At 67.4% G+C, this 25325-nt stretch carries 19 protein-coding genes; 10 read left to right on the forward strand and 9 right to left on the reverse strand.

Annotated features, from left to right (window positions below; all coding sequences use genetic code 11):
• Positions 1 to 49 precede the first annotated feature (49 nt).
• From JX552_RS02360 to JX552_RS02370, 3 genes are all read left to right on the forward strand, one after another.
• Positions 50 to 1045: a L,D-transpeptidase gene (locus JX552_RS02360; protein WP_205875914.1), complete on the forward strand. Its 996-nt coding sequence runs from the start codon at positions 50 to 52 to the stop codon at positions 1043 to 1045.
• A 98-nt stretch (positions 1046 to 1143) separates the two neighbouring features.
• Positions 1144 to 1725 carry a TetR/AcrR family transcriptional regulator gene (locus tag JX552_RS02365; RefSeq protein WP_205875915.1) on the forward strand — a complete coding sequence of 194 codons (582 nt, stop codon included), beginning with the start codon at positions 1144 to 1146 and terminating at the stop codon, positions 1723 to 1725.
• Positions 1718 to 3943, forward strand: coding sequence for a molybdopterin-dependent oxidoreductase (locus JX552_RS02370; protein WP_205875916.1), 2226 nt, complete (start codon positions 1718 to 1720; stop codon positions 3941 to 3943). The genes JX552_RS02365 and JX552_RS02370 overlap by 8 nt, the downstream gene beginning before the upstream one ends.
• Here the strand turns inward: JX552_RS02370 and JX552_RS02375 are convergent.
• On the reverse strand, positions 3940 to 5922 hold the full coding sequence (locus JX552_RS02375) for a M13 family metallopeptidase (RefSeq protein WP_205875917.1): 1983 nt from the start codon (positions 5920 to 5922) through the stop codon (positions 3940 to 3942). The two genes, JX552_RS02370 and JX552_RS02375, sit on opposite strands and share 4 nt — an antisense overlap.
• Before the next feature lie 42 nt (positions 5923 to 5964).
• On the opposite strand from JX552_RS02375, the gene JX552_RS02380 reads away from it, so the two are divergent.
• Together JX552_RS02380 and JX552_RS02385 are read left to right on the forward strand one after the other, a co-directional pair.
• Complete coding sequence (locus tag JX552_RS02380; RefSeq protein WP_205875918.1) at positions 5965 to 6576, forward strand: hypothetical protein; 612 nt, start codon at positions 5965 to 5967, stop codon at positions 6574 to 6576.
• Positions 6573 to 7262 (forward strand): hypothetical protein, encoded by a 690-nt coding sequence (locus tag JX552_RS02385; RefSeq protein WP_205875919.1) that lies wholly within the window; start codon positions 6573 to 6575, stop codon positions 7260 to 7262. The genes JX552_RS02380 and JX552_RS02385 overlap by 4 nt, the downstream gene beginning before the upstream one ends.
• A gap of 3 nt (positions 7263 to 7265) precedes the next feature.
• Here the strand turns inward: JX552_RS02385 and JX552_RS02390 are convergent, their stop codons facing one another.
• Entirely contained in the window at positions 7266 to 7766 is a 501-nt protein-coding gene (locus JX552_RS02390) for an XRE family transcriptional regulator (RefSeq protein ID WP_205875920.1), read from the reverse strand.
• Positions 7763 to 10699, reverse strand: a complete 2937-nt coding sequence (locus JX552_RS02395) for an MMPL family transporter (protein ID WP_205875921.1) — start codon at positions 10697 to 10699, stop codon at positions 7763 to 7765. The genes JX552_RS02390 and JX552_RS02395 overlap by 4 nt, the downstream gene beginning before the upstream one ends.
• A 251-nt stretch (positions 10700 to 10950) precedes the next feature.
• Between JX552_RS02395 and JX552_RS02400 the strand changes: the two genes are divergently transcribed.
• The gene (locus JX552_RS02400; protein WP_205875922.1) at positions 10951 to 11466 is read left to right on the forward strand and encodes a hemophore; all 516 of its coding nucleotides are present in this window, start codon (positions 10951 to 10953) and stop codon (positions 11464 to 11466) included.
• On the opposite strand, the gene JX552_RS02405 is transcribed toward JX552_RS02400, so the two are convergent.
• Positions 11463 to 12647, reverse strand: coding sequence for a lysylphosphatidylglycerol synthase transmembrane domain-containing protein (locus tag JX552_RS02405; RefSeq protein ID WP_205875923.1), 1185 nt, complete (start codon positions 12645 to 12647; stop codon positions 11463 to 11465). The two genes, JX552_RS02400 and JX552_RS02405, sit on opposite strands and share 4 nt — an antisense overlap.
• Positions 12648 to 12773: 126 nt before the next feature.
• On the opposite strand from JX552_RS02405, the gene JX552_RS02410 reads away from it, so the two are divergent.
• Entirely contained in the window at positions 12774 to 13910 is a 1137-nt protein-coding gene (locus tag JX552_RS02410) for an AI-2E family transporter (protein ID WP_205875924.1), read from the forward strand.
• Here the strand turns inward: JX552_RS02410 and JX552_RS02415 are convergent.
• The 4 genes from JX552_RS02415 to trmB all read right to left on the reverse strand — a co-directional run bounded on the left by JX552_RS02415 (position 13907) and on the right by trmB (position 18984).
• Positions 13907 to 14371, reverse strand: coding sequence for an Rv1419 family lectin (locus JX552_RS02415; protein ID WP_205875925.1), 465 nt, complete (start codon positions 14369 to 14371; stop codon positions 13907 to 13909). The genes JX552_RS02410 and JX552_RS02415 overlap by 4 nt on opposite strands.
• Before the next feature lie 204 nt (positions 14372 to 14575).
• The gene (mmpL3, locus tag JX552_RS02420) at positions 14576 to 17395 is read right to left on the reverse strand and encodes a trehalose monomycolate exporter MmpL3 (protein ID WP_205875926.1); all 2820 of its coding nucleotides are present in this window, start codon (positions 17393 to 17395) and stop codon (positions 14576 to 14578) included.
• Between the two features lie 60 nt (positions 17396 to 17455).
• Positions 17456 to 18199 carry an NYN domain-containing protein gene (locus JX552_RS02425; RefSeq protein WP_205878169.1) on the reverse strand — a complete coding sequence of 248 codons (744 nt, stop codon included), beginning with the start codon at positions 18197 to 18199 and terminating at the stop codon, positions 17456 to 17458.
• A 5-nt stretch (positions 18200 to 18204) separates the two neighbouring features.
• A complete protein-coding gene (gene trmB, locus JX552_RS02430) occupies positions 18205 to 18984 on the reverse strand; it encodes a tRNA (guanosine(46)-N7)-methyltransferase TrmB (protein ID WP_205875927.1) in 780 nt (259 codons plus the stop codon).
• Between the two features lie 104 nt (positions 18985 to 19088).
• Here trmB and JX552_RS02435 point away from each other — a divergent pair, with 104 nt between their 5' ends.
• From JX552_RS02435 to JX552_RS02445, 3 genes are all read left to right on the forward strand, one after another.
• A complete protein-coding gene (locus tag JX552_RS02435) occupies positions 19089 to 20051 on the forward strand; it encodes a hypothetical protein (RefSeq protein ID WP_205878170.1) in 963 nt (320 codons plus the stop codon).
• On the forward strand, positions 20048 to 21565 hold the full coding sequence (locus JX552_RS02440; RefSeq protein WP_205875928.1) for a hypothetical protein: 1518 nt from the start codon (positions 20048 to 20050) through the stop codon (positions 21563 to 21565). The genes JX552_RS02435 and JX552_RS02440 overlap by 4 nt, the downstream gene beginning before the upstream one ends.
• A gap of 145 nt (positions 21566 to 21710) precedes the next feature.
• Positions 21711 to 23540: a phosphoenolpyruvate carboxykinase (GTP) gene (locus tag JX552_RS02445; protein WP_205875929.1), complete on the forward strand. Its 1830-nt coding sequence runs from the start codon at positions 21711 to 21713 to the stop codon at positions 23538 to 23540.
• Between the two features lie 68 nt (positions 23541 to 23608).
• Here the strand turns inward: JX552_RS02445 and JX552_RS02450 are convergent, their stop codons facing one another.
• The gene (locus JX552_RS02450) at positions 23609 to 24967 is read right to left on the reverse strand and encodes a class-II fumarase/aspartase family protein (RefSeq protein WP_205875930.1); all 1359 of its coding nucleotides are present in this window, start codon (positions 24965 to 24967) and stop codon (positions 23609 to 23611) included.
• Between the last annotated feature and the right edge of the window lie 358 nt (positions 24968 to 25325).

The following is a 25325-nucleotide window of genomic DNA, read 5'->3' on the forward strand; positions in this document are numbered from 1 at the left end:
ACACTGGGGCCAGTTCAGGTCTTGACGTAGATGACCGGAAGGAAAGAGTATGTCGCGCTCGAAAAGGGGCCGCACGAGGGTTGGCCTCGCCGCCGCTCTCAACGCATTCGGAGTGGTCGCGGTGCTGGTGATGGGTGCCGGCCCAGCGCTGGCGGAACCGGACGACGCACCCGGCGACCCCGGCCCGGTGGTCGCACCCGCCGACCCGCCCGCGCCCGAGCCGGTGGCGCTGCCGCCGCTGGCCGACCCCTTCGGCGTCCCGCCGAGTGACCCGGCGGCGGTGCCGGTGGCCTCCGGTCCGGTGGCCGGGCAGGATCCGACGCCGTTCACTGGCGAGCCCCCGTTCCGGCCGCCGTCGTTCAACCCGGTCAACGGGGCGATGGTCGGCGTTGCCAAGCCCATCATCATCAACTTCCAGGTGCCCATCGCCGACCAGGCGATGGCCGAACGCGCCGTCCACATCTCCTCGATCCCGCCGGTGCCGGGCAAGTTCTACTGGATGACTCCGTCGCAGCTGCGCTGGCGGCCGCTGAGCTTCTGGCCCGCCAACACGGCGGTGAACATCGACGCGGCCGGCACCAAGTCGAGTTTCCGTACCGGTGATTCGCTGATAGCGACGGCCGATGACGCCACCCACCAGATGACGATCACCCGCAACGGCGTGGTGCAGCAGACCTTCCCGATGTCGATGGGGATGGCCTCCGGCGGGCACCAGACGCCCAACGGCACCTACTACGTGCTGGAGAAGATGCCGACGGTGGTGATGGACTCCTCGACGTACGGCGTGCCGGTCAACTCACCCAACGGCTACAAGGTCACCGTCTCTGACGCGGTCCGCATCGACAACAGTGGCAACTTCGTGCACAGCGCGCCGTGGTCGGTGGCCGACCAGGGTAAGCGTGACGTCAGCCATGGCTGCATCAACCTGTCGCCGACCAACGCGAAGTGGTTCTTCGACAACTTCGGCAGCGGCGACCCAATCGTGGTGAAGAATTCCGTCGGGACCTATAACAAGCCCGACGGCGCCTCGGACTGGCAGCTCTAGGCGCATTGCCGAGCAGCCGCAAAAGCCCCCCTTTTCTGGACTGAAAGGGGGGCTTTTGTGTCTTTTCGCGGGGTGAAGTTATGTATAGCATCATACATATGCGAAGTCCCCGTGACCGGATGGTCATGTCCGCCGCACTGCTGATTAGGGAGCGCGGCGCGCGGGCCACCGCGATAGCCGATGTGCTGGCACACAGTGGAGCTCCGCGCGGCTCGGCCTACCACCACTTTCCGGGTGGGCGCACGCAACTGCTGTGCGAGGCGGTGGATTTCGCCGGCGACCACATCGCGGCCCTCATCGCCGAAGCCGACAGCGGTCTGGCGCTGCTGGACACGCTGATCGACATGTACCGGGAGCAGTTGCTGGCCACCGATTTCCGCGCGGGTTGCCCGATCGCGGCGGTGTCGGTGGAAGCGGGCTTCGACCAGGACGACCGAGACCGGATGGCGCCGGTGGTGGAGCGGGCGGCGGCGGTGTTCGACCGCTGGTCGGACCTGATCGCCCAGCGGTTCGTCGCCGACGGCCTGGCTGCGGAACGTGCCACAGAACTCGCGGAGATGGCGACGGCGACGCTCGAGGGCGCGCTGCTGCTGGCGAGGGTGCGACGCGACCTCGCGCCGCTGGACCTCGTGCACCGTCAATTGCGCGAGTTGCTCGAAAGGAATCTGCCGCATGACTGACTGGCAGCCCACCGCTTGCATCCTGTGTGAGTGCAACTGCGGCATCGTCGTGCAGACCGAAGGCCGCGCATTGGCCCGCATCCGCGGCGACAGGGAGCATCCGGCGTCGCGGGGGTACACCTGCAACAAGGCGCTGCGGCTCGATCACTACCAGAACGGCCGGGGCCGGCTGACCTCTCCGCTGCGCCGGCGCGCCGACGGTAGCTACGAGGAAATCGACTGGGACACCGCGATCGTCGAGATCGCCGAAGGCTTCAAACACATCCGCGACAGCTACGGCGGCGACAAGATCTTCTACTACGGCGGCGGCGGACAGGGCAACCATCTCGGCGGCGCCTACAGCGGCGCGTTCCTCAAGGCGCTGGGCTCGAAGTACCGCTCGAATGCGTTGGCGCAGGAGAAGACCGGCGAGGCGTGGGTCGACGCGCAACTGTACGGCGGTCACACCCGCGGCGAGTTCGAGCACGCCGAAGTGTCGGTGTTCGTGGGCAAGAACCCGTGGATGTCGCAGAGCTTTCCGCGGGCGCGGGTGGTGCTCAACGAGATAGCGAAGGACCCGCTGCGGTCGATGATCGTGATCGACCCGGTGGTCACCGACACCGCCAAGATGGCCGACTTCCATCTGCGGGTGCGTCCAGGGACCGACGCCTGGTGTCTGGCGGCGCTGGCAGGCGCGCTGGTGCAGGAGAACCTTTGTGATGAAGCCTTTCTCGCTGAACACGTGCACGGGGTGGACGCCGTTCGGGCCGTGCTCGGCGACATCCCGGTCGCGGAGTACGCGGGACGGTGCGGGGTGGACGAGGAGTTGTTGCGTGCGGCGGCGCGGCGGATCGGGACGGCGGGCAGCGTGGCCGTGTTCGAGGACCTCGGCGTGCAGCAGGCGCCCAACAGCACGGTGTGCTCCTACCTGAACAAGATGCTGTGGATCCTGACCGGCAACTTCGCGAAAAAAGGCGGCCAGCATCTTCATTCGTCGTTTGCGCCGCTGTTCAGCACCGTCTCCGGCCGTACGCCGGTCACCGGCGCTCCGATTATCGCGGGGTTGGTGCCGGGCAACGTCGTGCCCGAGGAGATCCTGACCGACCATCCGAGCCGGTTCCGGGCAATGATCGTCGAAAGCAGCAATCCCGCTCACTCGCTGGCCGATTCCGCTGCGTGCCGCGCGGCGTTCGGGTCACTGGAGCTGCTGGTGGTCGTCGACGTCGCGATGACCGAGACGGCCCGGCTGGCGCACTATGTGTTGCCGGCTGCGTCGCAGTTCGAGAAGTGTGAGGCCACCTTCTTCAACCTCGAATTCCCGCACAACGCCATGCAATTGCGCCACCGGCTGTTCCCGCCGGTGCCGGGGACATTGCCCGAACCCGAGATCTGGGCGCGGCTGGTACGTGCGCTCGGCATCGTCTCGGACGAAGATCTGCGGCCGCTGCACGAGGCCGCCGCGCAGGGGCGTCAGGCGTATACAGAGGCGTTTCTCGTTGCGGTCGCGGGCAATCCGACGTTGGCCCGGGTGCTGCCCTATGTGCTCTACGAGACCCTCGGCCCGACGTTGCCGGACGGCTTGGCCGGGGCGGCCGCGTTATGGGGCCAGGCGCAGAAGACCGCGATGACCTACCCTGATGCTGTGCGGCGCGCCGGGCACGCCGACGGCAACGCGTTGTTCGACGCGATCATCGGCAACCCCTCCGGTGTGACGTTCACCGTGCACAACTACGAGGACGACTTCGCGCTGATCGGTCACGGCGACCGCAAGATCGCGCTGGAGATCCCTGAAATGCTCAGCGAAGTAAGGGCTTTGGTGGCCGGGCCGGAGCGGCTGACCACCGATGAACTGCCGATCGTGCTGTCCGTGGGGGAGCGGCGCGCCTACACCGCCAACGACATCTTCCGCGACCCGTCCTGGCGTAAACGCGATACCGACGGGGCGCTGCGGGTCAGCGTCGAGGACGCCCAGGCCCTGGGCCTGCACGACGGCGGCCGGGCGCGGATCACCACGGCGGCCGGCAGTGCGGAGGCCACCGTCGAGATCACCGAAACCATGCTGCCCGGGCATGCCGCGCTGCCCAACGGTTTTGGGCTGGACTACATCGGCGAGGACGGTCGCACGGTGGTGCCCGGTGTGGCGCCTAACGCGTTGACGTCGACCAAGTGGCGCGACCCGTACGCAGGCACGCCCTGGCATAAGCACGTGCCGGCGCGGATCGAGGCGTGCCCTGCCTAGTTCCAGATGCGGACGCGCTGCTGCGGATCCAGGAACAGCTGGTCGGACTCGGCCACGTCGAACGCCTCGTAGAACGCGTCCACGTTGCGGATGACGCCGTTGCAGCGAAACTCCGGTGGTGAGTGCGGGTCCACCGCCAGGCGCCGAATCGCTTCGGCATCACGCGATTTCGTCCGCCACACCTGAGCCCAGCCGAAGAACACCCGTTGCAACCCGGTAAGGCCGTCGATCACCGGGGCGGGTTCGCCGTTAAGCGACAACTGGTAGGCGAGCAGCGCGATCGACAGACCGCCCAGGTCGCCGATGTTCTCACCGACGGTGAAGGCGCCTTGGACATGCGGTGGGCCGTGGTGGCCCGCCAATGCGCGGGGCGTGTAGGCCTCGTACTGTTCGATCAGCGCTTTGGTGCGGGCGCCGAATTCGGTGCGGTCGTCGTCGGTCCACCAGTCCACCAGGTTGCCGTCACCGTCGTACTTGGCGCCCTGGTCGTCGAAGCCGTGCCCGATTTCGTGTCCGATCACCGCGCCGATACCGCCGTAGTTGGCGGCGTCGTCGGCTTCGGCGTCGAAGAAGGGCGGCTGCAAAATTGCTGCGGGGAAGACGATTTCGTTCATCCCCGGGTTGTAGTACGCGTTGACGGTCTGCGGTGTCATGAACCACTCGTCGCGGTCAACGGGCCCGCCGAGCTTGGCCAGTTCCCGGTCATGGTTGGCGGCGTAACCGCGCTGGAAGTTGCCGTAGAGGTCGTCGCGGTCGATGACGAGCGCCGAGTAGTCGCGCCAGGTGACCGGATAGCCGACCTTGGCGGTGAACTTGTCGAGCTTGCTCAGCGCGCGCCGGCGCGTCTCCGGCGTCATCCAGTCCAGGTCACTGATGCTGATCCGGTACGCCTCGCGCAGATTGCCGACCAGCGCATCGATCCGGTCCTTGGCCCCCGGGGGGAAATGCCGTTCCACGTAGAGCTTTCCGACGGCGTCACCCATCAGCGTCTCCACCAGGGCGACCGCCCGCTTCCAGCGGTCCCGGATCTGCTCGGTGCCGGTGAGCCGCCGGCCGTAGAAGTCGAAGTCGGCCTCCACCAGCTCGCTGGTCAGCCATGGCGAACGAGCCCGGATCAACCGCCACCGGGCCCAGCTCTTCCAGAGTTCGAGGTCTTCGCTGCTCCACATTTCGGCGAACGCGGTGAGGTAATCCGGTTGGCGGACAACGAGTTCCGCGACAGCTTCGGGGGTGGTGCCCAGACCGGTGACCCAGGCCGACCAGTCGAAGCCCGAGGTTTCCTCCAACTCCACGAAGGTGCGCAGGTTGTAGGTGAGCTCGGCGTCGCGGCGCTTGACCACGTCCCAGTGGGCGGCGGCCAGTTTGCTCTCCAGCGCAACGATCCGGGCGGCGGTGTCGGCGTGATCGCCGCCGAAGACCAGGTTGAACATCCTGGCGATGTGGCCCGGGTAGGCGGCGAGCACGGCGGCGTGCTGCTCGTCGCGGAAGTAGGACTCGTCGGGCAAGCCGATGCCTGACTGCGAGAAGTGCACCAGGTAGCGGCTGGAGTCCTTGGAATCGGTGTCGACGTATAGTCCGACGCCGCCGCCGACCCCGGTCCGTTGCAGGGCGCCGACGACAGCCGCGAGCGCGCTGCGGTCGGCGGCGCCGTCGATGGCCGTCAGTTCCTCGAGCAGGGGCTGCAGGCCGCGGCGCTCTACGGCGTCCTCGTCCAGAAAGCTGGCATACAGATCGCCGATGCGCTGCTCGTCGGTGCCCGAGGGCGCGTGACTCTGGCTGGCCTGGATGATCAGGTCGCGCACCTGCTCCTCGGCCCGGTCGAACAGGGTGCGGAAGGCGCCGTCGGTCGCGCGGTCAGCGGGGATCTCGTATTCGGTCAGCCAGCGACCGTTGACGTGCCCGAAAAGGTCGTCCTGGGGACGGGCGGCTGGGTCGACGTGGCTCAGGTCGATTCCCGAGCGGATGGCCTCTACTGTCACCCCGCCATCCTTCCATCTCTTTTCGGGTGCAACGATCGCACCATGCCTGACCAGGACGCTGACGACATTGACGACACCGACGACGTCGACGACGCTGATTCGCGGGTGTTCTCCACCTACGGCATCGCCTCGACCGTGCTGGGGCTGGTCTCGGTCGCGGCGCTGGTGCTCGGCGGGCTGATCTGGTTCGGGCATCGCGACGACTCTGCCGAGCGCGTCTATCTGTCTCGGGCCATGGCCGCGGCAGCCGACTGGACGCAAATCCTGATCAACATGAACGTCGGCAACATCGACGCCAGCCTGCAGCGGTTGCACGACGGTACGGTCGGACAGCTCAACACCGACTTCGAGGCAGCGATCATGGACTACCGGAAAGTGGTGGAGAAGCTGCAGGCCAAAAGCGTCGGTCAGATCGAGGCGGTGGCCATCGACAGCGTGCACCGAGACCTGGACACGGTGCCCGGCTCCCCCCGGCCGGTGGTGACCACGAAGCTGCCGGCGTTCGCCACCCGGACCGACTCGGTGATGCTGGTCGCGACCTCGGTCAGCGAGAATGCCGGCGCCAAACCGCAGGTGGTGCACTGGAATCTGCGTCTGGACGTGTCCAACGTCGACAACAAGATGATGATCTCCAAGCTGGAGTCGATCCGATGAGAAACGTGTGGCGGCTGGCGGCCTTCGACGTACTGGCACCACTGGCCGTGCTCACCGCGTTGTTCGGGATCGGCGCGGTACTGGCCTGGCCGCGCTGGTGGGTGGCGGTGGCCGCCGCGCTGGCGCTGCTGATCGTCGAGGGCGTCGCAATCAACTTCTGGCTGTTGCGCCGCGATCGGGTCAGCGTGGGTACCGACGACGACGCGCCCGGGCTGCGGTTGGCGGTGGCGTGTCTGGCCGCGGTGGCCCTCTGTGCGGCGGTGTTGACCGGATACACGCACTGGACCAGCAAGGATGACGACTTCAAGCGTGACTCGGTTGCCGTGGTGCAGGTGGCGACCGGGGTGGCCGAGGCGGTCGCATCGTTTTCGCCGACGGCGCCCGGGGCCTCGATGGACCGCGCCGCGTCGATGATGGCGCCGGACAAGGCGGGCAAGTTCAAAGAGGAGTACACCAAGACCAGCGCCGACCTGCTGCAGCGGAAGATCACCGCGCAGGCCTCCACGCTGGCGGCCGGGGTGGAGGCGATCGGACCCTCGGCGGCCAGCGTCGCGGTGATCATGAGGGTCACCCAGAACGCCCCCGGTCAGCCCACCAGTCAGGCCGCTCCGGCGGTCCGCGTCACGTTGACCAAGAGCGGCAGTGACTGGCTGGTACAGGACATCGTCCCGATCAACTCGCGCTGAGGGTCAGTTGGAGCTGGCCGACCGCTCGTTCTTCACCCGGACGAACCGGTCGGACAACCTTCGCATCCGGATCATCAGCGATGCCGACGGGCTGACGCTGCCGTCCAGGTAGGACGCGAGGTCTTCGGTGGACACCCCGATACGCGAGGCGAACTCCTGCTTCGCCAAACCCGACCGGTCCATCAGCAGCTTCACGTGTCGCGCCACTTCGGCGCGTTCGTTGGACTCCAGGTGAGTGCGGGCCCGCTCGAGCACCTCCCACAGCGCCTTGGCGATGCCGACCGGTCGTGAGCCCCGCAAGATCTCTTCCACCTGACGGGCGGTTCGGCCGTAGGGGTCGCGCTTGAGCGCGCCGGCGATGCGCTTCCAGGTGGCGATGTCCCCGCCCTGCAGGGCGGCATGGATCGCGGCGGTGGACCAGAATTCCACCGGTTGATCAGGGTCGGGCCGTCGCACAGCGGGGGCGGTCGGCGCAGGATTTCGCTGGTCGGCAGCCAACGTCACCTCGCCTCCTCCAGCATTGCTACAGCCACGGACAGGCAGCGCTGCCTGACCTCCTCCCAGTCTGCCCTCGCATCGGGTTCGGGCCAATCGTCGTCAAGGTCGGACGGTTCCGGATCCGCAAGCCGGCGAACCAACTGGGTAGCCATCCACTGCGATCGCGAAGACGACGACCCGGGAGGCTGACAACAGTAATACCTATCCATCCCGGCCAGCACCAGCGCGACGGTCTCCGGATCCATTGCGTCGACCATGTCAGCAAAATCGGCGTAATCGCGGCTGCTGTTACGGCTCATGATCAGGTAGCCCTTGAACCGCAGCGTTTCGGCCCCCGTAGGGATCAGCAGACGGTCTCCGGTCGGCAGTTGCACGTTGGTGGTCTCCACCGGGCTGCTGCGGCGGAAGCCGTTTCTGCTGCCTCTGCTCTCCAGCGCATCCAGCGCGACGGCCAGGCGTCCACGCCACAGCGTCACCGGATGGATCGGGCGGTCGGCCCAGGACATCGCCCGAGCGATGCCGCTGCGGTAGGCGAGACTGACCTTGCCGACCGGACCGGCGGCCAGCGCCACGGTGTCGGCCTCCGCCGAATCCGGCTCCTCCTTGCGTGCGCAACCGCTGAACGCCAGCGGATCCGCCACGCAAATGGCATCCGGAGCAAGGTGTTTGAGTTTCGCCGCGGACTTGAGCACCACCCGCACATCGGCGCTGGGAGCGATGGCGGCGGTGATGTCCTCGGGGATGACGACGACGCCGCCGAGATCGACATCGGGCAGCGGCCGGTCGAAGTCGACCGAAGGCAGGACTCGGCCCAACCACCCGGGCAGCCACCAGTTCCACTTCGAGAACATCGCCATCAGCGCCGGCACCAGCACCAGCCGCACCACCGTGGCGTCCACCGCGATCGCGACGGCGCACGCGACACCGATCTCGGCCACCAGCGGCATGCCCGCAAAGGCGAATCCGCAGAACACCGCGATCATGATGAGCGCCGCGCTGGTGATGGTCCGCGCACTGGTGCTGACGCCGTAGGCGACCGCGTCGCGGGTGTGACCGGTCTGCAGGAAGCGCTCGCGGATGCGGGTGAGCAGGAAGATCTCGTAGTCCATGGACAGCCCGAACGTCATCGCCAGGACCAGTGGGGGCACGGTGCTGTCTATGGATGTCAGGTGCGGGAAACCCAGCTTTTCGGCCCAGCCCCATTGGAAGACCATCACCAGGCTGCCGTAGGCGGCCGCCACCGACAGCAGCGTCATCAGCACACCCTTGAGCGCCAGTAGCACCGAGTGCACCGAGAGCAACAGCATGAGGAAGGCGATCAGGGCGACGAAGCCCAGCACGATGGGCTGGGTCTGCGACACGCGGTCGTCGAAGTCCTTGATCAGCGCAGTCGAGCCGCCGACGGAAACCTGTGCGTCGCCACCGACCCTGGGCAGCTGGCTGCGCATCCAGTCGACCGTGTGCCGGGCGCGCAGGTCCTCCGGATCGACCGACAGCACCGCGTTCAGCAGGGCGCTGGTGTTGTCGGCGGCGTATTGCGGCGGTCCCACGGACGCGACGTTGGGCGCTTGGGCCATCTTCTCGCGGATCGCGGCGAGTTTCTGCGCACGGACCGGCACCGCGTCCTGCCCCTGCGGCCAGTCGGGGAACGTCACCAGAACCTGCACGGGACCCAGCGCGCCGGGGCCGAGCGCCTGCGCTGCCGAGGCGACCCCGGCCCGGATCTCGTGGGAGGAGTCGAACTGCCGCAGCAGGCTGTTGCCCAACACCATAGACAGCGCCGGCGCGGCCATCAGCAGCAGCACCGCCGAGGCCGCCAGCGCAGAAATCCAGGGCCGGCGCATCACCCAGGTGACCCAGCGTGTCCAAAACCGGGACACCGTGCTTTCCGGCCGGCGTGACCAGTGCAGCAACGGCGACCGCTTGGCCGCGGCCCGGGAGAACGCCGCCAGCAACGCCGGAGTCAGCGTCGCCGAGGTCAGCATCGCCACGGCGACCGCGAGGATGGCGCCGGTGGCCATGGAACGCAGCGCCGGGGTGTTGATCAGGTAGATGCCGGTGAGCGAGGCGATGACGGTCATGCCGGACAGCACCACCGCGAGGCCCGACGTGGCCATCGCCGCATCCACGGCTTCCTGCGGTTGCCGGCCGGTACGCAGTTCTTCCCGGAAGCGCATCAGGATGAACAGCGAATAATCGACGGCCAGCGCGATGCCGAACATCGACACCGTCGAGGTGACGAAGACCGACATGGGCGTGTGCATGGAGAGCGCGTAGACCAGTCCCATGGTCACCACGACCGTGCAGACACCCAGAGCCAGCGGAATCGCCGCGGCCGCCAGCGAACCGAACACCGCCAGCAGCACGATCAGGATGATCGGCAGGTTCCATTCCTCGGCCTTGGCGATGTCGTGCTTGGTGTTGGCCGCGGCGGCCGCGCTCAGCGCTCCCTGCCCGATGACATAGAGCCGGACGTGGCCGTTGGCGGTCTGACCGGACTGGTCGTCCTTGATACCGACCCGTTCGCGCAGCTTCTTCGCGACGTCGCTGGTGCCGGGGTTGCGGGCGTCCAGGCGCAGCGTCACCACATACGGGCGGTCCGGCTGGGGCGGTCGCTGGGTCGGGTTGGGCGCCTCGGTGACCCCCGGAAGTTCACCGGCGATCCGTTTGAGCTCGGCGACAGCGTCGTTGATGTCCTGATAGGTGGCGTCGGCGCGGGGAGCGGCGACCAGCGCCAATGGCGATGCTCCCAGCTCCGGGTATTGCGCGACGAGTTGGTCGTGGACGGCCAGCGACTGCGAGCCGGCAACCTCGAACCCGCCGCCGGTGAGGTTTCCCGACTGCGTCATGGCCAGATAGATCGCCGGAACGAGTGCGAGCAACCAGCCTGCGAAGACGAACCAGCGGAATCTGCGCAGGTTGCGGCTCAGCCGCATCATGAACTGCTGGATTTTCTATCTCCCCGTGTTTCTTGCGCCGCGCGTGTCCGCGAGCCTACCGGAGTCTGCTGTGCCCTATGGCCTGCTTATCGCTTGCTGAGCTGGGACGACACCGGTTTGGCGGGATCGTTGTTAAGTCGTGATCGGTATGACGGTGCCCGTTCGGGTTGGCGACCCCGCCGGGCGGGATGGCAGGATGTCCTTGGCCGCCGGTCGGGGGACTTCGGGTGGCGAATCGTGAGGAGTGACCCATGCCAAGTACGTCGTTGATGCGCCGCGGGCTTGTTGCCGTCGCGGCCGCTACCGGGCTGTCCTGTGCCGGCTTGGTTGGTTTCGGGGCCGTTCTGGGGGCACCCGCGGCGACGGGTTCGACCGACCCCTGCGCGGCCAGTGAGGTGGCCCGCACGGTCGGTTCGGTTGCCAAGTCGACCGGGGACTACCTGGACTCCCACCCGGAGACCAACCAGGTGATGACCAGCGCCCTGCAACAGCAAGCCGGTCCCCAGTCGCTTGGTTCGGTTAAGGCATATTTCGAGGCGAATCCCAAGGTCGCGCTCGACATGCAGGGACTGGCCAACCCGCTGAACAAGCTGGGCACCCAGTGCCGGTTGCCGATCTCGTTGCCGCAGGCGCTGAGCATGGTGCAGGCAGCACAGGGCGGCGGGCTGCCCGGGCTCCCGGCCGGCGGGCTGCCCGCGGCGGGAGCGCCGGCTGCGCCGCCGGCGGGCACCGGGCCGCTGCCCGGGCCGAAACCCGCGAACGGCTAGCTGGGTCGGTCCAGCGGCGGCAGCGGTCCCTGCAGCGCCGAGTCGCCCGGGTTGGTTCGGTGACTTCGGACACCTAGGTCCGGTACCCGTAATTCGGGGTCGGTGGGCGGGTCGTCGTCCGCGCCGGATTCGTTGAGCTTTTCGGTGCGGAACATGAAGAAGAACACCACCCAGCCGATCGCGGCGATGAACAGCCAGCTGATCAGCCGGTAAATCAGCATGGCCGAGATCGCATTCGGCAGCCCCATGCCGCTAGAAACCAGGCCAGGGACCAGCACCGCCTCCACGACCAGCAGGCCGCCCGGCATCAGCGGAATCGTCCCGACCGCGCGGGCCGCCGCATAGGCGACCGTCAGTCCGGCGACCGAGGCATGGTCGCCGGCGGCATAGGCCGCGAACCCCAGGCACGCGACGTCGGCGATCCAGTTGAACAACGACCAGCTGAACGCCACCGCCAGGTCGCGGCGGCTCAGGCTCACCGACTCCAGCTGCATGAGGATTTCGCGCCACTTGTCCATACCGGTGTCGGCGGGTTTGCCGCGAATGGAGTTCACCCAGGACAGCACCTTGCTGCCGATTCCTTCGATGAGTTCCGGGCGCGATGCCACCGCCTGCGCCAACAGCAGTAGCGCAATGAAACCGCCGAGCGTGAACAGCAATGAGAACGGGTTGTTCTTGGCGCCCAGAAAGAACGCGCCGCCCAGGCCGAGTACGGCCAGCCCGACGGCCTGCAAGGCGCCCGACATCACCAGCTGCCAGGACGCCACCACCGTGGAAGCGCCCCAGATGCGCTGCTGGCGCAGCAGGAACGTCGCCGATATCACCGGGCCGCCGGGCAGTGTGGTGCTCAGCGAATTGGCCGCGTAGAAGGCCGCTTCCGAGCGCAGCTGCTTGACGTGCACGCCCGCGGAACGCAGCAGCGTGCGCTGAATCTGGGCGAAGCTGTGCATCGACGCCGCGGCGGCCGCCATCGCGGCGACCAACCACCACCAGTTCGCCTCGAACAGACTCGTCCACGCCTTGGCCAGCTGGTCGCGCACCAGGATCACCTCGACGCCGAGCACGACCGCGACGACAGACAGCACTACCCACCGCAGCCACCAGTGTTTGCCGCGCGCCGGCTTCTCACCCCGGGTGAGGCGCGTGACCGCAAACTTGCGGGCACCGGCGTCAGATGACATCGCATTAGGGTAGCCGCGCCGGTGTTCGGCGCATCGTTGCACGTCGCTGACGTGTCGGCGTTGTTCTGAGGTCGTAACCGGATCGTGGCGGCCGGGTTTGCCGGAGACGCCCGCTAGGCTGGCCCAATGTCGGCAACTATGGACGACGAAGCGGTAAGCCCGCTGGTTCGCAAGACCGCGGCGTGGTCATGGCGACTGCTGGTGATCGTGGCCGCCGCAGCTGCGCTGCTGTGGGTGGTCGACAGGCTTGAGATCATCGTGGTGCCGGTTTTGCTGGCGTTGATGCTCAGCGCTTTGCTGGTGCCGGCGGTCGACTGGCTAGACGAACACGGGTTGCCGCGCGGGGCCGCGGTGACGGTGGTTTTGCTCAGTGGATTCGCGATCCTGGGCGGCATTTTGGCCTTCGTCATCAGTCAGTTCATCGTGGGTGTGCCCGACCTGGTCAAGCAGGTGGAGCACAGCATTGACAGCAGCCGCAAGTGGCTGATCGAAGGGCCGGCGCATCTGCGCCGCGAGCAGATCGACAATGCAGGCAACGCCGCGATCGAGGCGCTGCGCAACAACCAGGCGAAGTTGACCAGCGGCGCGCTGTCTACCGCCGCGACCATCACCGAACTGGTCACTGCCGCAGTGCTGGTGCTGTTCACGCTGATCTTCTTCTTGTACGGCGGCCGCAATATCTGGCAGTACGTGCAGAAGATCTTCCCGCCGCACGTCCGCGACCGGGTGCACCAGGCCGGTCACGCCGGATACGGCGCGCTGACCGGCTATATCCGGGCCACCTTCCTGGTCGCCCTGACCGACGCCGCCGGAGTCGGTGCCGGGTTGGCGATCATGGGAGTCCCGCTCGCGTTGCCGTTGGCCTCCATCGTCTTCCTCGGTGCGTTCGTGCCGCTGATAGGTGCCCTGGTGTCCGGATTGCTGGCGGTGGTGGTGGCCCTGCTGGCCAAGGGCATGCTCTATGCGCTGTTGACGCTCGGTCTGCTGGTCGTGGTGAACCAACTCGAGGCGCATATCCTGCAGCCGCTGGTGATGGGCCGTGCGGTGTCTATACACCCGCTGGCGGTGGTGCTGGCGATCTCGACCGGCGGCGTGCTGGCCGGCATCGTGGGTGCTCTGCTGTCGGTTCCGACCGTGGCGTTTCTGAACAACGCGATGCAGGTGCTGCTGGCCGACGATCCGGACGCGGAGGCCGAAGAGCAGGCCAACGACGAAGAGGTGTCGGCGATCTTGCAGGCGAAACCGGACAAGCCGGACGATTAGGGCACCAGGTCCCAGCCCTGATCGACTCCGCCTCCGCAGAAACGGCTGGCGACCCAGGTGCCGGGATTCGGGCCGCCAAGAACAGTGAGGCACCCATCCAGGCCCGTCGTGATGTGGCCGTTGGGCTGGGGGTTCCATTGCTGGTTGAACCAATTCAGGCAGGGGCCGAGATGTGCCGTCCACCGGTCGTCGTTCTGTGATGTCAGGCAGTTCCCGGGGAACGCCACGCTCTCCAACTGTTCGCCGTTCTGATTCCAGCGCTGAGCGTCCGTCCCGTTGCAGGGGTCGACCACCACGGCGGTCAGCCAACTCCCATCCGGTGCGTCCAGACAGACGTCACCCATTCGGCTCTTGACCTGGACTGGTCCGTCGGCGCTCGCCGGGCCGGCGCTGAGCAGGGCGATACCCGACGTTGCGGCGAGTGCAATGACGGCGCTGCTGATCACTCGTGACCTGTTCATGGCCAACGATTCTCACGGACAAAGCCGCGAAGGTGCACGAATGTACGCCACCCGCGGCGTGTCGCTGTTATCTCGTGCACGCTCGGGGGATGTCGAACCGTGCTTCGCGCGTGGGCTGTAGCCGCGAAGGTGCACGAATGTACGCCACCCGCGGCGTGTCGCTGTTACCAAGTGCACGCTCGGGGCATGAGAGACCGGCCTCGGCTAGAGCCGGCCTTCACGACGCAGCAGGTCCTGGGCGGACAGGCCACCGCCGCCGGTACGTCGCCGGCGTCCGGTGTCCACGGAGCTGTCCTCCTGGATCCCGCGGGCGTTCAGCTTCTCGGTGGCTGTCTCGGAGTCATCCCCTTCGGCCCGCTGAACAGGCAGGGCGGCGGTCTTGTCGGCAGCCTCGGGTTCCGGCGCGCGTTCCGGCCGGCTGCCCGCCACCGGCATCTTGTTGGTCTCCCCGGCAGAAGGCGGCGTGGCCGCCGCGCCACGGGCCGGCGGGCGCGGCGCCGGGCCGTTGCGGGTGGCCCCGGGTGCCGAGAGACGCGTGGTAGGCGCCTCGCCGGGCTGGGCAGCCGGCGTCCGTACCGGTACCTGCGGCGACGACGGGGCGTTCGGGGCGGGTGTCAGCTCCGGACGCGTGGGTCGGGTCAGCGCCGCCGGGTGCGTCGGGTCGTGCGGCTGGCGCGACGCCCCGGTGCCGGCAGCGACCAGGCCCGCCGTCACCGGCGGCCGTGCTTTGGTGGCCGGCCGCTTGCGCTCGTCGGGCAGTTGAATCTCACCCAGGCCGATACGGTTCTGCAGGCGCCTCATCCAGCGGGGTGCCCACCAGCAGTCGTCGCCGAGCAGCTTCATCACCGACGGAACCAGGAACATCCGGACCACGGTCGCGTCCAGCAGCAAGGCTGCCATCAGGCCGAACGCCAGATACTTCATCATCACCAGGTCGGAGAACACGAACGAACCCGCAACCACCGCGAGGACCAGCGCGGCCGCGGTGATCAGGCGACCAGTGGTCGCCGTACCGATCCGGATGGATTCCTGCGTCGACATGCCGTTTTCGCGGGCCTCCACCATGCGGGAAACCAGGAAGACTTCATAGTCGGTGGCCAGACCGTAACCGACCGCGACCACCAGGGCGATGATGACCACCATCAACGGCGTGGGCGTGAAATTCAGCAGTCCGGCGCCATGGCCTTCGATGAAGATCCAGGTCAGGATGCCCATGGTGGACCCAAGGGTCAGCACGCTCATCACCGCCGCCTTGATCGGCAGCACCACCGATCCGAAGGCCAGGAACATCAGAACCATCGTCGTGCTGATCAGCACCAGCACCATCAGCGGCGCCTTGTCCACCAGGCTGTGAATCGAGTCCTGTTCCAGGGCGGGCGTACCGCCCACGAGTATCTCGATGCCCTTGGGCGGCGTGATCGCGCGTAACTCTTCGAGCTTCTTGGACGAGTCGGAGGGGTTGATCAGCCCGTTCTGCAGCACCCGGACAGACGGGTCCTTGGACCCGCCCGGCGCCTGCGGGCGCTCCTGCCACATGTTCGACGGGTCGTTGTCCTGCTCGATGAACCCGCTGATCTGCATCGCTTTGCTGCGGACGTCAGCCACCTGCTGGTCGGTAACGGGCTGATGGTTGGTCGACTCGATCACCAGTGTCAGCGGATTCGTCCGGTAGCCGGGGAAGAGCTTGTCGAAGTGTTCCTGCGCCTGGCGCGCCGCATTGTTCGGCGGCAGGTACTTCTCGCTCATACCGCCCAGCGACATATTGCCCAGCGGGATGATCAGCAAGATCATGCCGATGACGATCGGGATCGCGAACGCCAATGGCCGCTTCATCACGAAGTTCGTCAGCTTGCCCCAGAAGCCGGCCTCGACCTCTTCGCGGGTCTTGGTCTTCTGCAGGCGGTCGGCCAGCCAGTTCAGGTAGGCCCGGGAGACTTTCCAGTTCCGCAGGAAGGGCACCCGGAACGCGGTCCGCACACCGAGCGCGTCCACGTGCTTGCCGAGCACGCCCAGGCAGGCCGGCAGCAGCGTGATGGACAGGATCGCGGCCAACGACACCGCCGTGATCAGGGCGTAGGTCAGCGACTTCACGAAACCCTGCGGCAGCAACAGCAGGCTGGCACCCGAAGCGGCGATCAGCACCGCCGAGAACACCACCGTCCGGCCCGCCGTCATCACCGTGCGTCGCACGGCGGCCTCAGTGTCATAGCCCTCGGCGATTTCTTCCCGGAACCGGCTCACCACGAACAACCCGTAGTCCACCGCAATGCCGAGACCGATCAGCGAGACCACCGGTTGGGCGAAGAAGTGCACCGGCCCGAACATCGCGATCAACCGCAGGATGCCCAGCGAACCGGCGATGCTCAGACCGCCGACCATGACGGGAAGGCAGGCCGCAACCGCGCCGCCGAAGACCAGGAACAACACGACCGCCACCAGCGGCAGCGCCAGCACCTCCATGCGGCGCTGATCGGTGGCGATAGTGCCGGTCAGGGCACTCGCGACCGGTTGCAGGCCGGCCAGCTGGACGGTGCCGCCGTCGAGCTTCTGCAGTGCCGGTTCAATGGTCTTGTAGTTGGTCAGAATCGTGTCGTCGTCGTCGCCCTTGAGCGGAATCGACACGAAGGTGTACTTCTTGTCGTCGGTGGCCATGCCTTTGATGACCGGACTGGTGCTGTCGGGGGCCCGCAGGAAGCCGGCCCAGCCGAACACCTCTTTGGGATGGTCGGCGACGAACTGGTTCAGCTCGTCGGAGATCTTCTTCGACCACGCAGGGTCGGTGACGGTCTTGCCGTTGGGCGCGTGGAATATCGCGACGACGTGGCCGGTCCGGTCGCGGCCGTACACCTGGTCACCGAGCACCGATGCTTTGACCGACTGGCTGCCGTCGTCGTAGAAACCGCTCTGCGTCACGTGCTTGCCCAGGCTGAGTCCGAAGATGCCACCGCCCAGGCACAGAGCCACCGTGACCCCGATTACGATGTACCGGATCCGGTACACAGTTCGACCCCACCAGGCGAACACTTAAGCTCCTTACTGGATCTTCAAAGACCTACTAAGACCCGCGTTTTTGCTGTTTGGTTGTCACACACGCGAGGTCAAAAGCGATGACAGCGGCCGGAACGGCTGCAGCCAAGCCCCCTGCTCAGGTAGCGAATCGAGGCCGATTCGCGGCAGTGGCTCCCGGAAAACGCCTGCAATGTCTTCCAGGTCGACGAACTCCAAGGTATCCGACGCTAGCGCCCAACTGGCGTGTTCACGAAATCCGAGCACTTGAACCGGGGTTCCCGCACGGGCAACCGCTTCCAGCGGTAGCCGGAACGCCTGACCATCGGCCGAAGCCACCACCAGGCCCGCGAGCCCTTCGTGAAAGCGCTGGTCGATGTGTTCGAGCATGTCGCGATCGACGTCGCTGTCCTCATCGATTTTAGGCTTGGCGAAGACGGCGAATCCCACGTTGCGCAACGCGTCGACCCACGGCCGCACCACTTCGGCGCTGCCCGGCGCGATGTTGGTGAACACCGTCGCCTCCGGCTCGACCCGGACGTCGTGGGCCGCCCCGATCCCGGCGGCGACCTCGGAGGTGCGCGCCAGCAGCCAGCGGCCCAGCGCGTCGAACCGCGGCCGTTCCACCCCGGTCGGGCGGCGGCCCAGGATCGAGCCGAGCCCCATGTCGAGGTTCGGGGCGTCCCAGACCAACAACATGCGCTTGAGCTGCTTCTGGATCGGCCCGGCAAGGCCGGCCAGCCCGTCCGGCGACAGGTCCGGCACCAGCATGGGTGCCAGCGACTCGGAATCCTGCGCGGCTACTTCTTCGGTAATGCTCATGTGCTTCAGATCCGCTTCCATACGAACTCGCAGACGGGGCTGCCCGCTTCTTGAGCCTTCGTCTCGTACTTGGTAGGGGGACGACTGACGGAGATCGGTAGTGATTCGGACTCGGGGTCGACGCGGACGAGCCGGGTCCCGGCCTCTTCCATCTCGGAACTCACCGCGTCGATGTGCTCGGCGTAGCCGGGATGGTCCGTGGCGGCGTGCAGCAAACCTCCCGGGAGTAGCCGATCGGCGATGAGGGAAACCGTTGCGGGCTGGATGAGCCTGCGTTTGTGGTGCCGTGCCTTCGGCCACGGGTCGGGGAAGAAGATCCGCACCCCGGTCAGCGACTGTGGTTCGATCAGGTACCTGAGCACGTCGACCCCGTTGCCCCTGATCAGCCGGATGTTGCCGACCTGCTCGGCGTCGATGGCGCACAACAGTTGCGCCAGACCGCGCCGGTAGATCTCCACCGCGATCACGTCTATCTGCGGCTCGGCCTGCGCCATCGCCAGTGTCGACGTCCCGCTGCCGCATCCGATCTCCACCACGAGCGGCGCGCTGCGGCCGAACCAGGCTTGAGTGTCCAGGCGGGCGTCCAGCGGGGTGTCCGGGGGCCCACCGGACGGGACGTCGGCCTGCCGGCCAAGATGTGGCCACAGCCGCTCCCAGGTCTGCCGCTGGGCATCGGACAGTGCGGAACGACGCGACCGGTAACTCGTGGCAGGCAGATAGCCCCAGGGCGCGTCGGGCCGTAACCCAACCCCGGGTTGCGCATGCATCCGTCCATGGTGGCGCATGAACACCAGGTGTAGCCGCCTCTGGTCCAGATTGATACCCAACAGTTGCCTTTGGCTGGTATCGGGCGGCACCTGGCTCGCGCGCGGGCGTCGCAAATGCCACCATTCGGTGCGGATGCTTATCGAGGGGACGGGGGGACCAGATTTTCGTCGAGGAGCTGAGACGATTCGCGCAGCGGGCGGCTGACCAGCGGGTTACGGCCATCGCCGACCGGGTTGCCGCGCCACTGCGGGTGGCGGTCCGCGGGCGCCGGGGGGTGGGCCGCAGCACGGTCGCCCGCGCGCTGGGGCACTGGTTCACGGTGGTGCAAAGCGACGCTGACCTCGAAGTTCAGGTCATTGCGGAGGTCGTCAAACCGGAGGACGCATCAGCTGCGCAGCTGGTCGTCCTGAACAAGGCGGACCTGACCGGCTTCGGCGGTGCGGGCCCGATGGCCGCGGCGAGCGCGCGCTGTCCCGAGTTCTCCCGGTTACTGGGAGCGCCGGTGGTGCCGATGAGCGGATTGCTGGCGGCGGCCGCGCTCGGCGGGGTGGACGCCGCCAGCTGGGCGGCGTTGCGGACATTGGCCGCCGAGCCCGACCGTCTGGACGGGTTCCTCACGACAGACGTGCCGGTGCGCCGGCAGCTGTTGGCCACCGTGGATCTGTTCGGTATCGCGCTCGCGGTCGCGGCACTGCGGCAGGGGAGCGGGCCCGCCCGGGTGCGGGCGCTGTGGCGTCGGGTGAGTGGCGTCGACGACGTCGTCGAGCGTCTCGTCGCCGCCGGCGCACGGGCTCGCTACCGGCGGGTGCTCGATGCCGTCACCGAACTGGAGGTGCTGTCTGTCGGTGACCCCGCCATCGGCACTTTTCTCGCCGCCGACGACACCGTGATCGCGCGAATGGCCGTTGCGCTGGACGCCGCACAGGAGGACGGGTTGGCACCCGGGCCGTCAGGACCGCTGCAGCGAGCCGTGCACTGGCAGCGTTACGGCCGTTGCGCGCCGAACGGTCTGCACCGTGCCTACGGTGCGGACATCGCCAGGGGTGCATTGCGCCTGTGGTCGGCCGGTCAGGAGCCGAGGTGACCAGCGGTACCCGCGAGGATCCCCTGGCCCGGGTCGACACCCTGGTGGCCTCCATCGGGCCGCAGCTGAGCCCGCCGGTCATCAGCCGGCGCGACGCGGTGCTGGTGACGGGGCCTTGGCTGGCCGGGGTCAGCAGCGTCGCAGCCGCGCTTCGGCAACGGATCCCGCAACGCACGTTCATCGAGTCTGGCGAGTTGGGCGCCGGCGACGCCCCGACGGGGGTGGTGTTCGTGGTGTCGGCCGCCGCGCCGATGACGGCGTCAGACTGCCTGTTGCTCGACGCCGCGGCCGACAACACCGACATGGTGGTGGCGGTGGTGGCCAAGATCGACGTGCACTTCGGCTGGCGCGACGTGCTCGATGCCAATCGGAGCCGGCTGACCGCGCACGCACCGCGCTACGGCAAGGTGCCCTGGCTCGGCGCCGCCGCCGCACCCCAGGTCGGTTCGCCACAGGTCGACGACCTGGTCGGCACGGTGGCCGCCCAGCTTGCCGATTCCGACATGGCCCGTCGCAACCGGCTGCGCGCGTGGGAATCACGGCTGTGGACGGCCGCGCAACGCTTCGACCGGGACGCCGACGGCGCGGGTAGGCGAGCCCGGGTCGAGGCGTTGCGCGAGCAGCGCGGCGCGGCGTTGCGGCAGCGGCGTCAATCACGGTCCGAGCGGACGATCACGCTGCGCGCCCAGATACAGCAGGCACGGGTGCAGCAGTCGCATGCCGTGCGCACCCGCGCGGCGACGCTGCGCGGCGAACTGCACGCGGACGTCGCGGCACTGTCGCGCCGGCAGGTGCCAGGTTTCGCGGCCGCCGCCCAGACTCGGCTCGACGAGGTGGCCGGCGAGGTCGCCGCGGGGTGCGACGCCCACCTGGGCGAGGTGGCCGCGGCCATGGGGGTGCCGCTGGATATGCCGCCGAGCGCCGCACCGAGCGTGCCGGTGTCGGCTCCCGCCCTGAAATCCCGCCGCCTGGAGATGCGGCTGATGATGGTCTTCGGCGCGGTGTTCGGGCTCGGGGTGGCGCTGACGCTGAGCCGGTTGGTCGCCGGACTGGCAGCTGACCTGCATCCGGGGCTGACGGCCGCCGGGATCGCGGTCTGCGTGGCATTGGGGTTGGCGACGACGGCGTGGGTGGTCGCGGTGCGCAGTCTGCTCAGCGACCGTGCGGTGCTGGACCGTTGGGCGGATGACGCGACGTCGTCGTTGCGCTCGGTCGGCGATCAGACGGTGGCCAGTCGGGTGCTGGCCGCCGAAGCGCTGTTGAGCACCGCGGCCAGCGCGCACGACGAAGCCGAGCACGTCCGCGTGGCCGACCAGGTCAGCGCGATCGACGGCGAGTTGCGTGAGCATGGCCTCGCGGCGGCGCGGGCCGCGGCGGTGCGTGACCGGGAGATGCCGACCATCCAGTTGGTGCTCGACGCGATCCGCGCAGAATTGGGGGAACCGGGTATCCCTAAACAGCCGGGGATCGTCCGGGCCGAAACCCCGACGCGTGACAGCAGCAGACCTTTCTGAATCGGTCTTGTGAGCAGGCTTATACCCTCCTGGGACTTACGCGACAACTGATGCGCGATAATCTGAATAAGAAAGCGTTAAGTGTGCTGAACATGCATGCCACTGCAACCGACGTATACCTCGCAGCAGAATTCAGGAGAGTTCGATGACCTCAGCGACCATCCCCGGCCTGGACACCGCACCCACCAACCATCAGGGGCTGCTGTCCTGGGTGCAGGAGGTCGCCGAGCTCACCCAGCCCGACCGGGTGGTCTTCACCGACGGCTCCGAGGAGGAGTTCCGGCGGCTGGCTGACCAGTTGGTCGAGGCCGGCACGTTCAAGCCGCTGAACCCGGAGAAGCACCACAACTCTTACCTGGCGCTGTCTGACCCGTCCGACGTCGCCCGGGTGGAGTCCCGCACCTTCATCTGCTCCGAGCGCGAGATCGACGCCGGTCCGACCAACAACTGGAAAGACCCGAGCGAGATGCGCTCGCTGATGACCGACCTGTACCGCGGCTGCATGCGCGGTCGCACCATGTACGTGGTGCCGTTCTGCATGGGCCCGCTGGGGGCCGAGGACCCCAAGCTCGGCGTGGAGATCACCGACTCCGAGTACGTCGTCGTCTCGATGCGCACCATGACCCGGATGGGCAAGGCCGCGCTCGAGAAGATCGGCGACGACGGCTTCTTTGTCAAGGCGCTGCACTCGGTCGGTGCCCCCCTCGAAGAGGGCCAGGCCGACGTGCCGTGGCCGTGCAATGACACCAAGTACATCACCCACTTTCCGGAGACCCGGGAGATCTGGAGCTACGGCTCGGGCTACGGCGGCAACGCCTTGCTCGGAAAGAAGTGCTACTCACTGCGGATCGCCTCGGCGATGGCTCACGACGAGGGCTGGCTGGCCGAGCACATGCTGATCCTCAAGCTGATATCGCCGGAGAACAAGGCGTACTACTTCGCCGCCGCGTTCCCTTCGGCGTGCGGCAAGACCAACCTGGCCATGCTGCAGCCCACCATCCCCGGCTGGCGCGCCGAGACGCTGGGTGACGACATCGCCTGGATGCGCTTCGGCAAGGACGGCCGGTTGTACGCCGTCAACCCCGAGTTCGGTTTCTTCGGCGTGGCGCCGGGCACCAACTGGAAGTCCAACCCCAACGCCATGCGCACCATCGCCGGCGGCAACACCGTATTCACCAACGTTGCGCTGACCGACGACGGCGACGTGTGGTGGGAGGGCCTGGAGGGCGACCCGCAGCACCTGATCGACTGGAAGGGCAACGACTGGTACTTCCGCGAGACGGAAACCAACGCCGCGCACCCGAACTCCCGCTACTGCACCCCGATGTCGCAGTGCCCGATTCTGGCTCCCGAGTGGGACGACCCGCAGGGCGTGCCGATCTCCGGCATCCTGTTCGGCGGTCGCCGCAAGACCACGGTTCCCCTGGTCACCGAGGCCCGCGACTGGCAGCACGGTGTCTTCATCGGTGCCACCCTGGGCAGCGAGCAGACCGCCGCGGCAGAGGGCAAGGTCGGCAACGTGCGCCGAGACCCGATGGCCATGTTGCCGTTCCTCGGCTACAACGTCGGCGACTACCTGGGCCACTGGATCAACCTGGGCAAGAACGCCGACGAGTCCAAGCTGCCCAAGGTGTTCTTCGTCAACTGGTTCCGCCGCGGCGAAGACGGCCGCTTCCTGTGGCCGGGTTTCGGCGAGAACAGCCGGGTGCTGAAGTGGATCGTCGACCGCATCGAGCACAAGGCCGGCGGCAGCACGACTCCGATCGGCACGGTTCCGGGCGTGGAGGATCTGGATCTGGACGGGTTGGATGTCGAGGCCGGTGACGTGGCCGCAGCGCTGACCGTCGACACCGAGGAGTGGCGAGAGGAACTGCCGCTGATCGAGGAGTGGCTGGAGTTCGTCGGCGAGAAGCTGCCCACCGGTATCCGCGACGAATTCGACGCGCTCAAGGAACGCCTGCGCGACGCGCAGTAGGCTTCACCGGCAGTGGCGGCTGGTCTGGGCTTTGGCCGTTGTCATGCGGCACTTGTCGTAGGGGGAAGCTACCCTGCGTCGGCGTCTGTCCACCGCCGAGCGGCCGCCTCCATCACGGCGGCGGTTTGTTCTTTGACGTGTCCGAGGTAGGCGGCCGGTGTTACGGCGTCGGCCAGCTTCGGGTCGCGGCGCGCAACGAGGGTGGCGAAAGACTCGCCTGTCTCGAGGGACGTGGTAACCAACGTTTCCAACTGGTCGTGGGCGGCCTGGCGGCCGAGTTCCGGCGCCAACCGCATCATCACCGATTCGGCCATGAGCATCCCACGGGTCAGGTCGAGATTGGCTGCCATTGCCGCGGCGTCCACGTGCAGCCCGCCTAGCATGTCGGCCGCGGTGCGAACGGCGCCGCCGCATACGGCCAGCGCCGGGGCCACCGAGTGCCACTCGAGCGACCAGACGGCCGTCGCCCGTTCGCAATCGGCCACGGCACCGTCGAGAGCAAGGTCCAGGTAGGTGCGGGTCAGCCGCGCTGCTCGGATGAGTTGTTGTGAGCCGATGGGATTGCGCTTCTGCGGCATGGTGCTGCTGACGCCGCGACCGGGTGCGCTGGGCTCGCTCAGCTCAGCCAGCTCAGCTTGGGAACCCACGACGATGTCGAGGCCGATCTTGCCCAAAGAAGCCGCCACCTGTGCGGCCCAGGCTACGACCTCGACCAAGCTATCGCGGGTGGAGTGCCAGCTGATCGACGGCGCGGCCAAGCCGAGGCGCCGGGCCAGACCGCGGCGAACGTCCAAACCGTGCGGCGCCATGGAGGCGAGGCTGCCGACAGCGCCGCCGAGTTGAACCACCGCGACTCGGGGCCGCAGCTCGGTGAGCCGGTCCAGATGGCGTAGCAGCGGCGCGGTCCAGCACGCCACGCGGTACCCGAAGGTGATCGGGAGGGCCTGCTGCAGTTGGCTGCGACCGACCATCACCGCGCCGCCATGCTCAGTGTCCAGACGCGTTAGCGCGGCCAGCGTGTGCAGAAGGTCCCGCTCGATGACATCGAGCGCCGCGACGATCTGCAGGACCACGGCGGTGTCCATGATGTCTTGGGTGGTAGCCCCCCAGTGGGTGTACTGCCCAAGACCGCCAGGCAGGATCGCGGCGAGTTGTTCGACGAGGCCGACGATCGGATACCCGGCCGCGTTCGTGCGGCTGGCGAGGCGTGCGATGTCGAGTTCGTCCGGGGTGACGGCGCGCAGCGCTGGTGCGACTTCGGCTGGGACCATGCCCAGGTCGGCTTGCGCCGCCGCCAGTTCCGCTTCGACCTGAAGGAATCGGGCCAGCAACCCGCGCTCGCAGAGGATCGCGCGCAGCTCGTCGTTGGTGTGCAAGCCGCCGAGCACTGCGCTGTCCAGCGCGGATAGCACCGTCGATGGAGTCATTTGTCACTCATGTGCGTCGAAGTGTGGGGTGTCGTGGGCGGACCCACCGTACACCGGAGACAAGAATGCGCACCACGCAAATGAAAAGTTGCTGACCTTTCGCGCCGCACGAGTTCCACACTCGACGCGAGCGCCCCGCGGCGCGTTCGCGCAACACCGCATACATCGACGACATCATCGCGCGGGCCGGGCCGCTGCTCGACGGCAGGCGACACCATAGGCGATGGGTGCACGACCTCAGTCTCGTACTCACCCTCGTACTCACCCTGGCGCTCATTCTGGTGGCGACGCAGACCGCCCTACAAGACCCGAAAGAAACGCCAGGTGAGCGACCATACGACTGCGGACACAACGATCA

Source organism: Mycobacterium gordonae, assembly GCF_017086405.1.
In the GTDB taxonomy this organism is placed as follows: domain Bacteria; phylum Actinomycetota; class Actinomycetes; order Mycobacteriales; family Mycobacteriaceae; genus Mycobacterium; species Mycobacterium gordonae_D.

Bases quoted from the DNA above. Each gene is read 5' to 3' on its own strand.
- JX552_RS02360 (WP_205875914.1), top strand. From the start codon at position 50: ATGTCGCGCTCGAAAAGGGGCCGCACGAGGGTTGGCCTCGCCGCCGCT.
- JX552_RS02365 (WP_205875915.1), top strand. From the start codon at position 1,144: ATGCGAAGTCCCCGTGACCGGATGGTCATGTCCGCCGCACTGCTGATT.
- JX552_RS02370 (WP_205875916.1), top strand. From the start codon at position 1,718: ATGACTGACTGGCAGCCCACCGCTTGCATCCTGTGTGAGTGCAACTGC.
- JX552_RS02380 (WP_205875918.1), top strand. From the start codon at position 5,965: ATGCCTGACCAGGACGCTGACGACATTGACGACACCGACGACGTCGAC.
- JX552_RS02385 (WP_205875919.1), top strand. From the start codon at position 6,573: ATGAGAAACGTGTGGCGGCTGGCGGCCTTCGACGTACTGGCACCACTG.
- JX552_RS02395 (WP_205875921.1), bottom strand. From the start codon at position 10,699: ATGATGCGGCTGAGCCGCAACCTGCGCAGATTCCGCTGGTTCGTCTTC.
- JX552_RS02400 (WP_205875922.1), top strand. From the start codon at position 10,951: ATGCCAAGTACGTCGTTGATGCGCCGCGGGCTTGTTGCCGTCGCGGCC.
- JX552_RS02405 (WP_205875923.1), bottom strand. From the start codon at position 12,647: ATGTCATCTGACGCCGGTGCCCGCAAGTTTGCGGTCACGCGCCTCACC.
- JX552_RS02410 (WP_205875924.1), top strand. From the start codon at position 12,774: ATGTCGGCAACTATGGACGACGAAGCGGTAAGCCCGCTGGTTCGCAAG.
- JX552_RS02415 (WP_205875925.1), bottom strand. From the start codon at position 14,371: ATGAACAGGTCACGAGTGATCAGCAGCGCCGTCATTGCACTCGCCGCA.
- JX552_RS02425 (WP_205878169.1), bottom strand. From the start codon at position 18,199: ATGAGCATTACCGAAGAAGTAGCCGCGCAGGATTCCGAGTCGCTGGCA.
- trmB (WP_205875927.1), bottom strand. From the start codon at position 18,984: ATGCGCCACCATGGACGGATGCATGCGCAACCCGGGGTTGGGTTACGG.
- JX552_RS02445 (WP_205875929.1), top strand. From the start codon at position 21,711: ATGACCTCAGCGACCATCCCCGGCCTGGACACCGCACCCACCAACCAT.
- JX552_RS02450 (WP_205875930.1), bottom strand. From the start codon at position 24,967: ATGACTCCATCGACGGTGCTATCCGCGCTGGACAGCGCAGTGCTCGGC.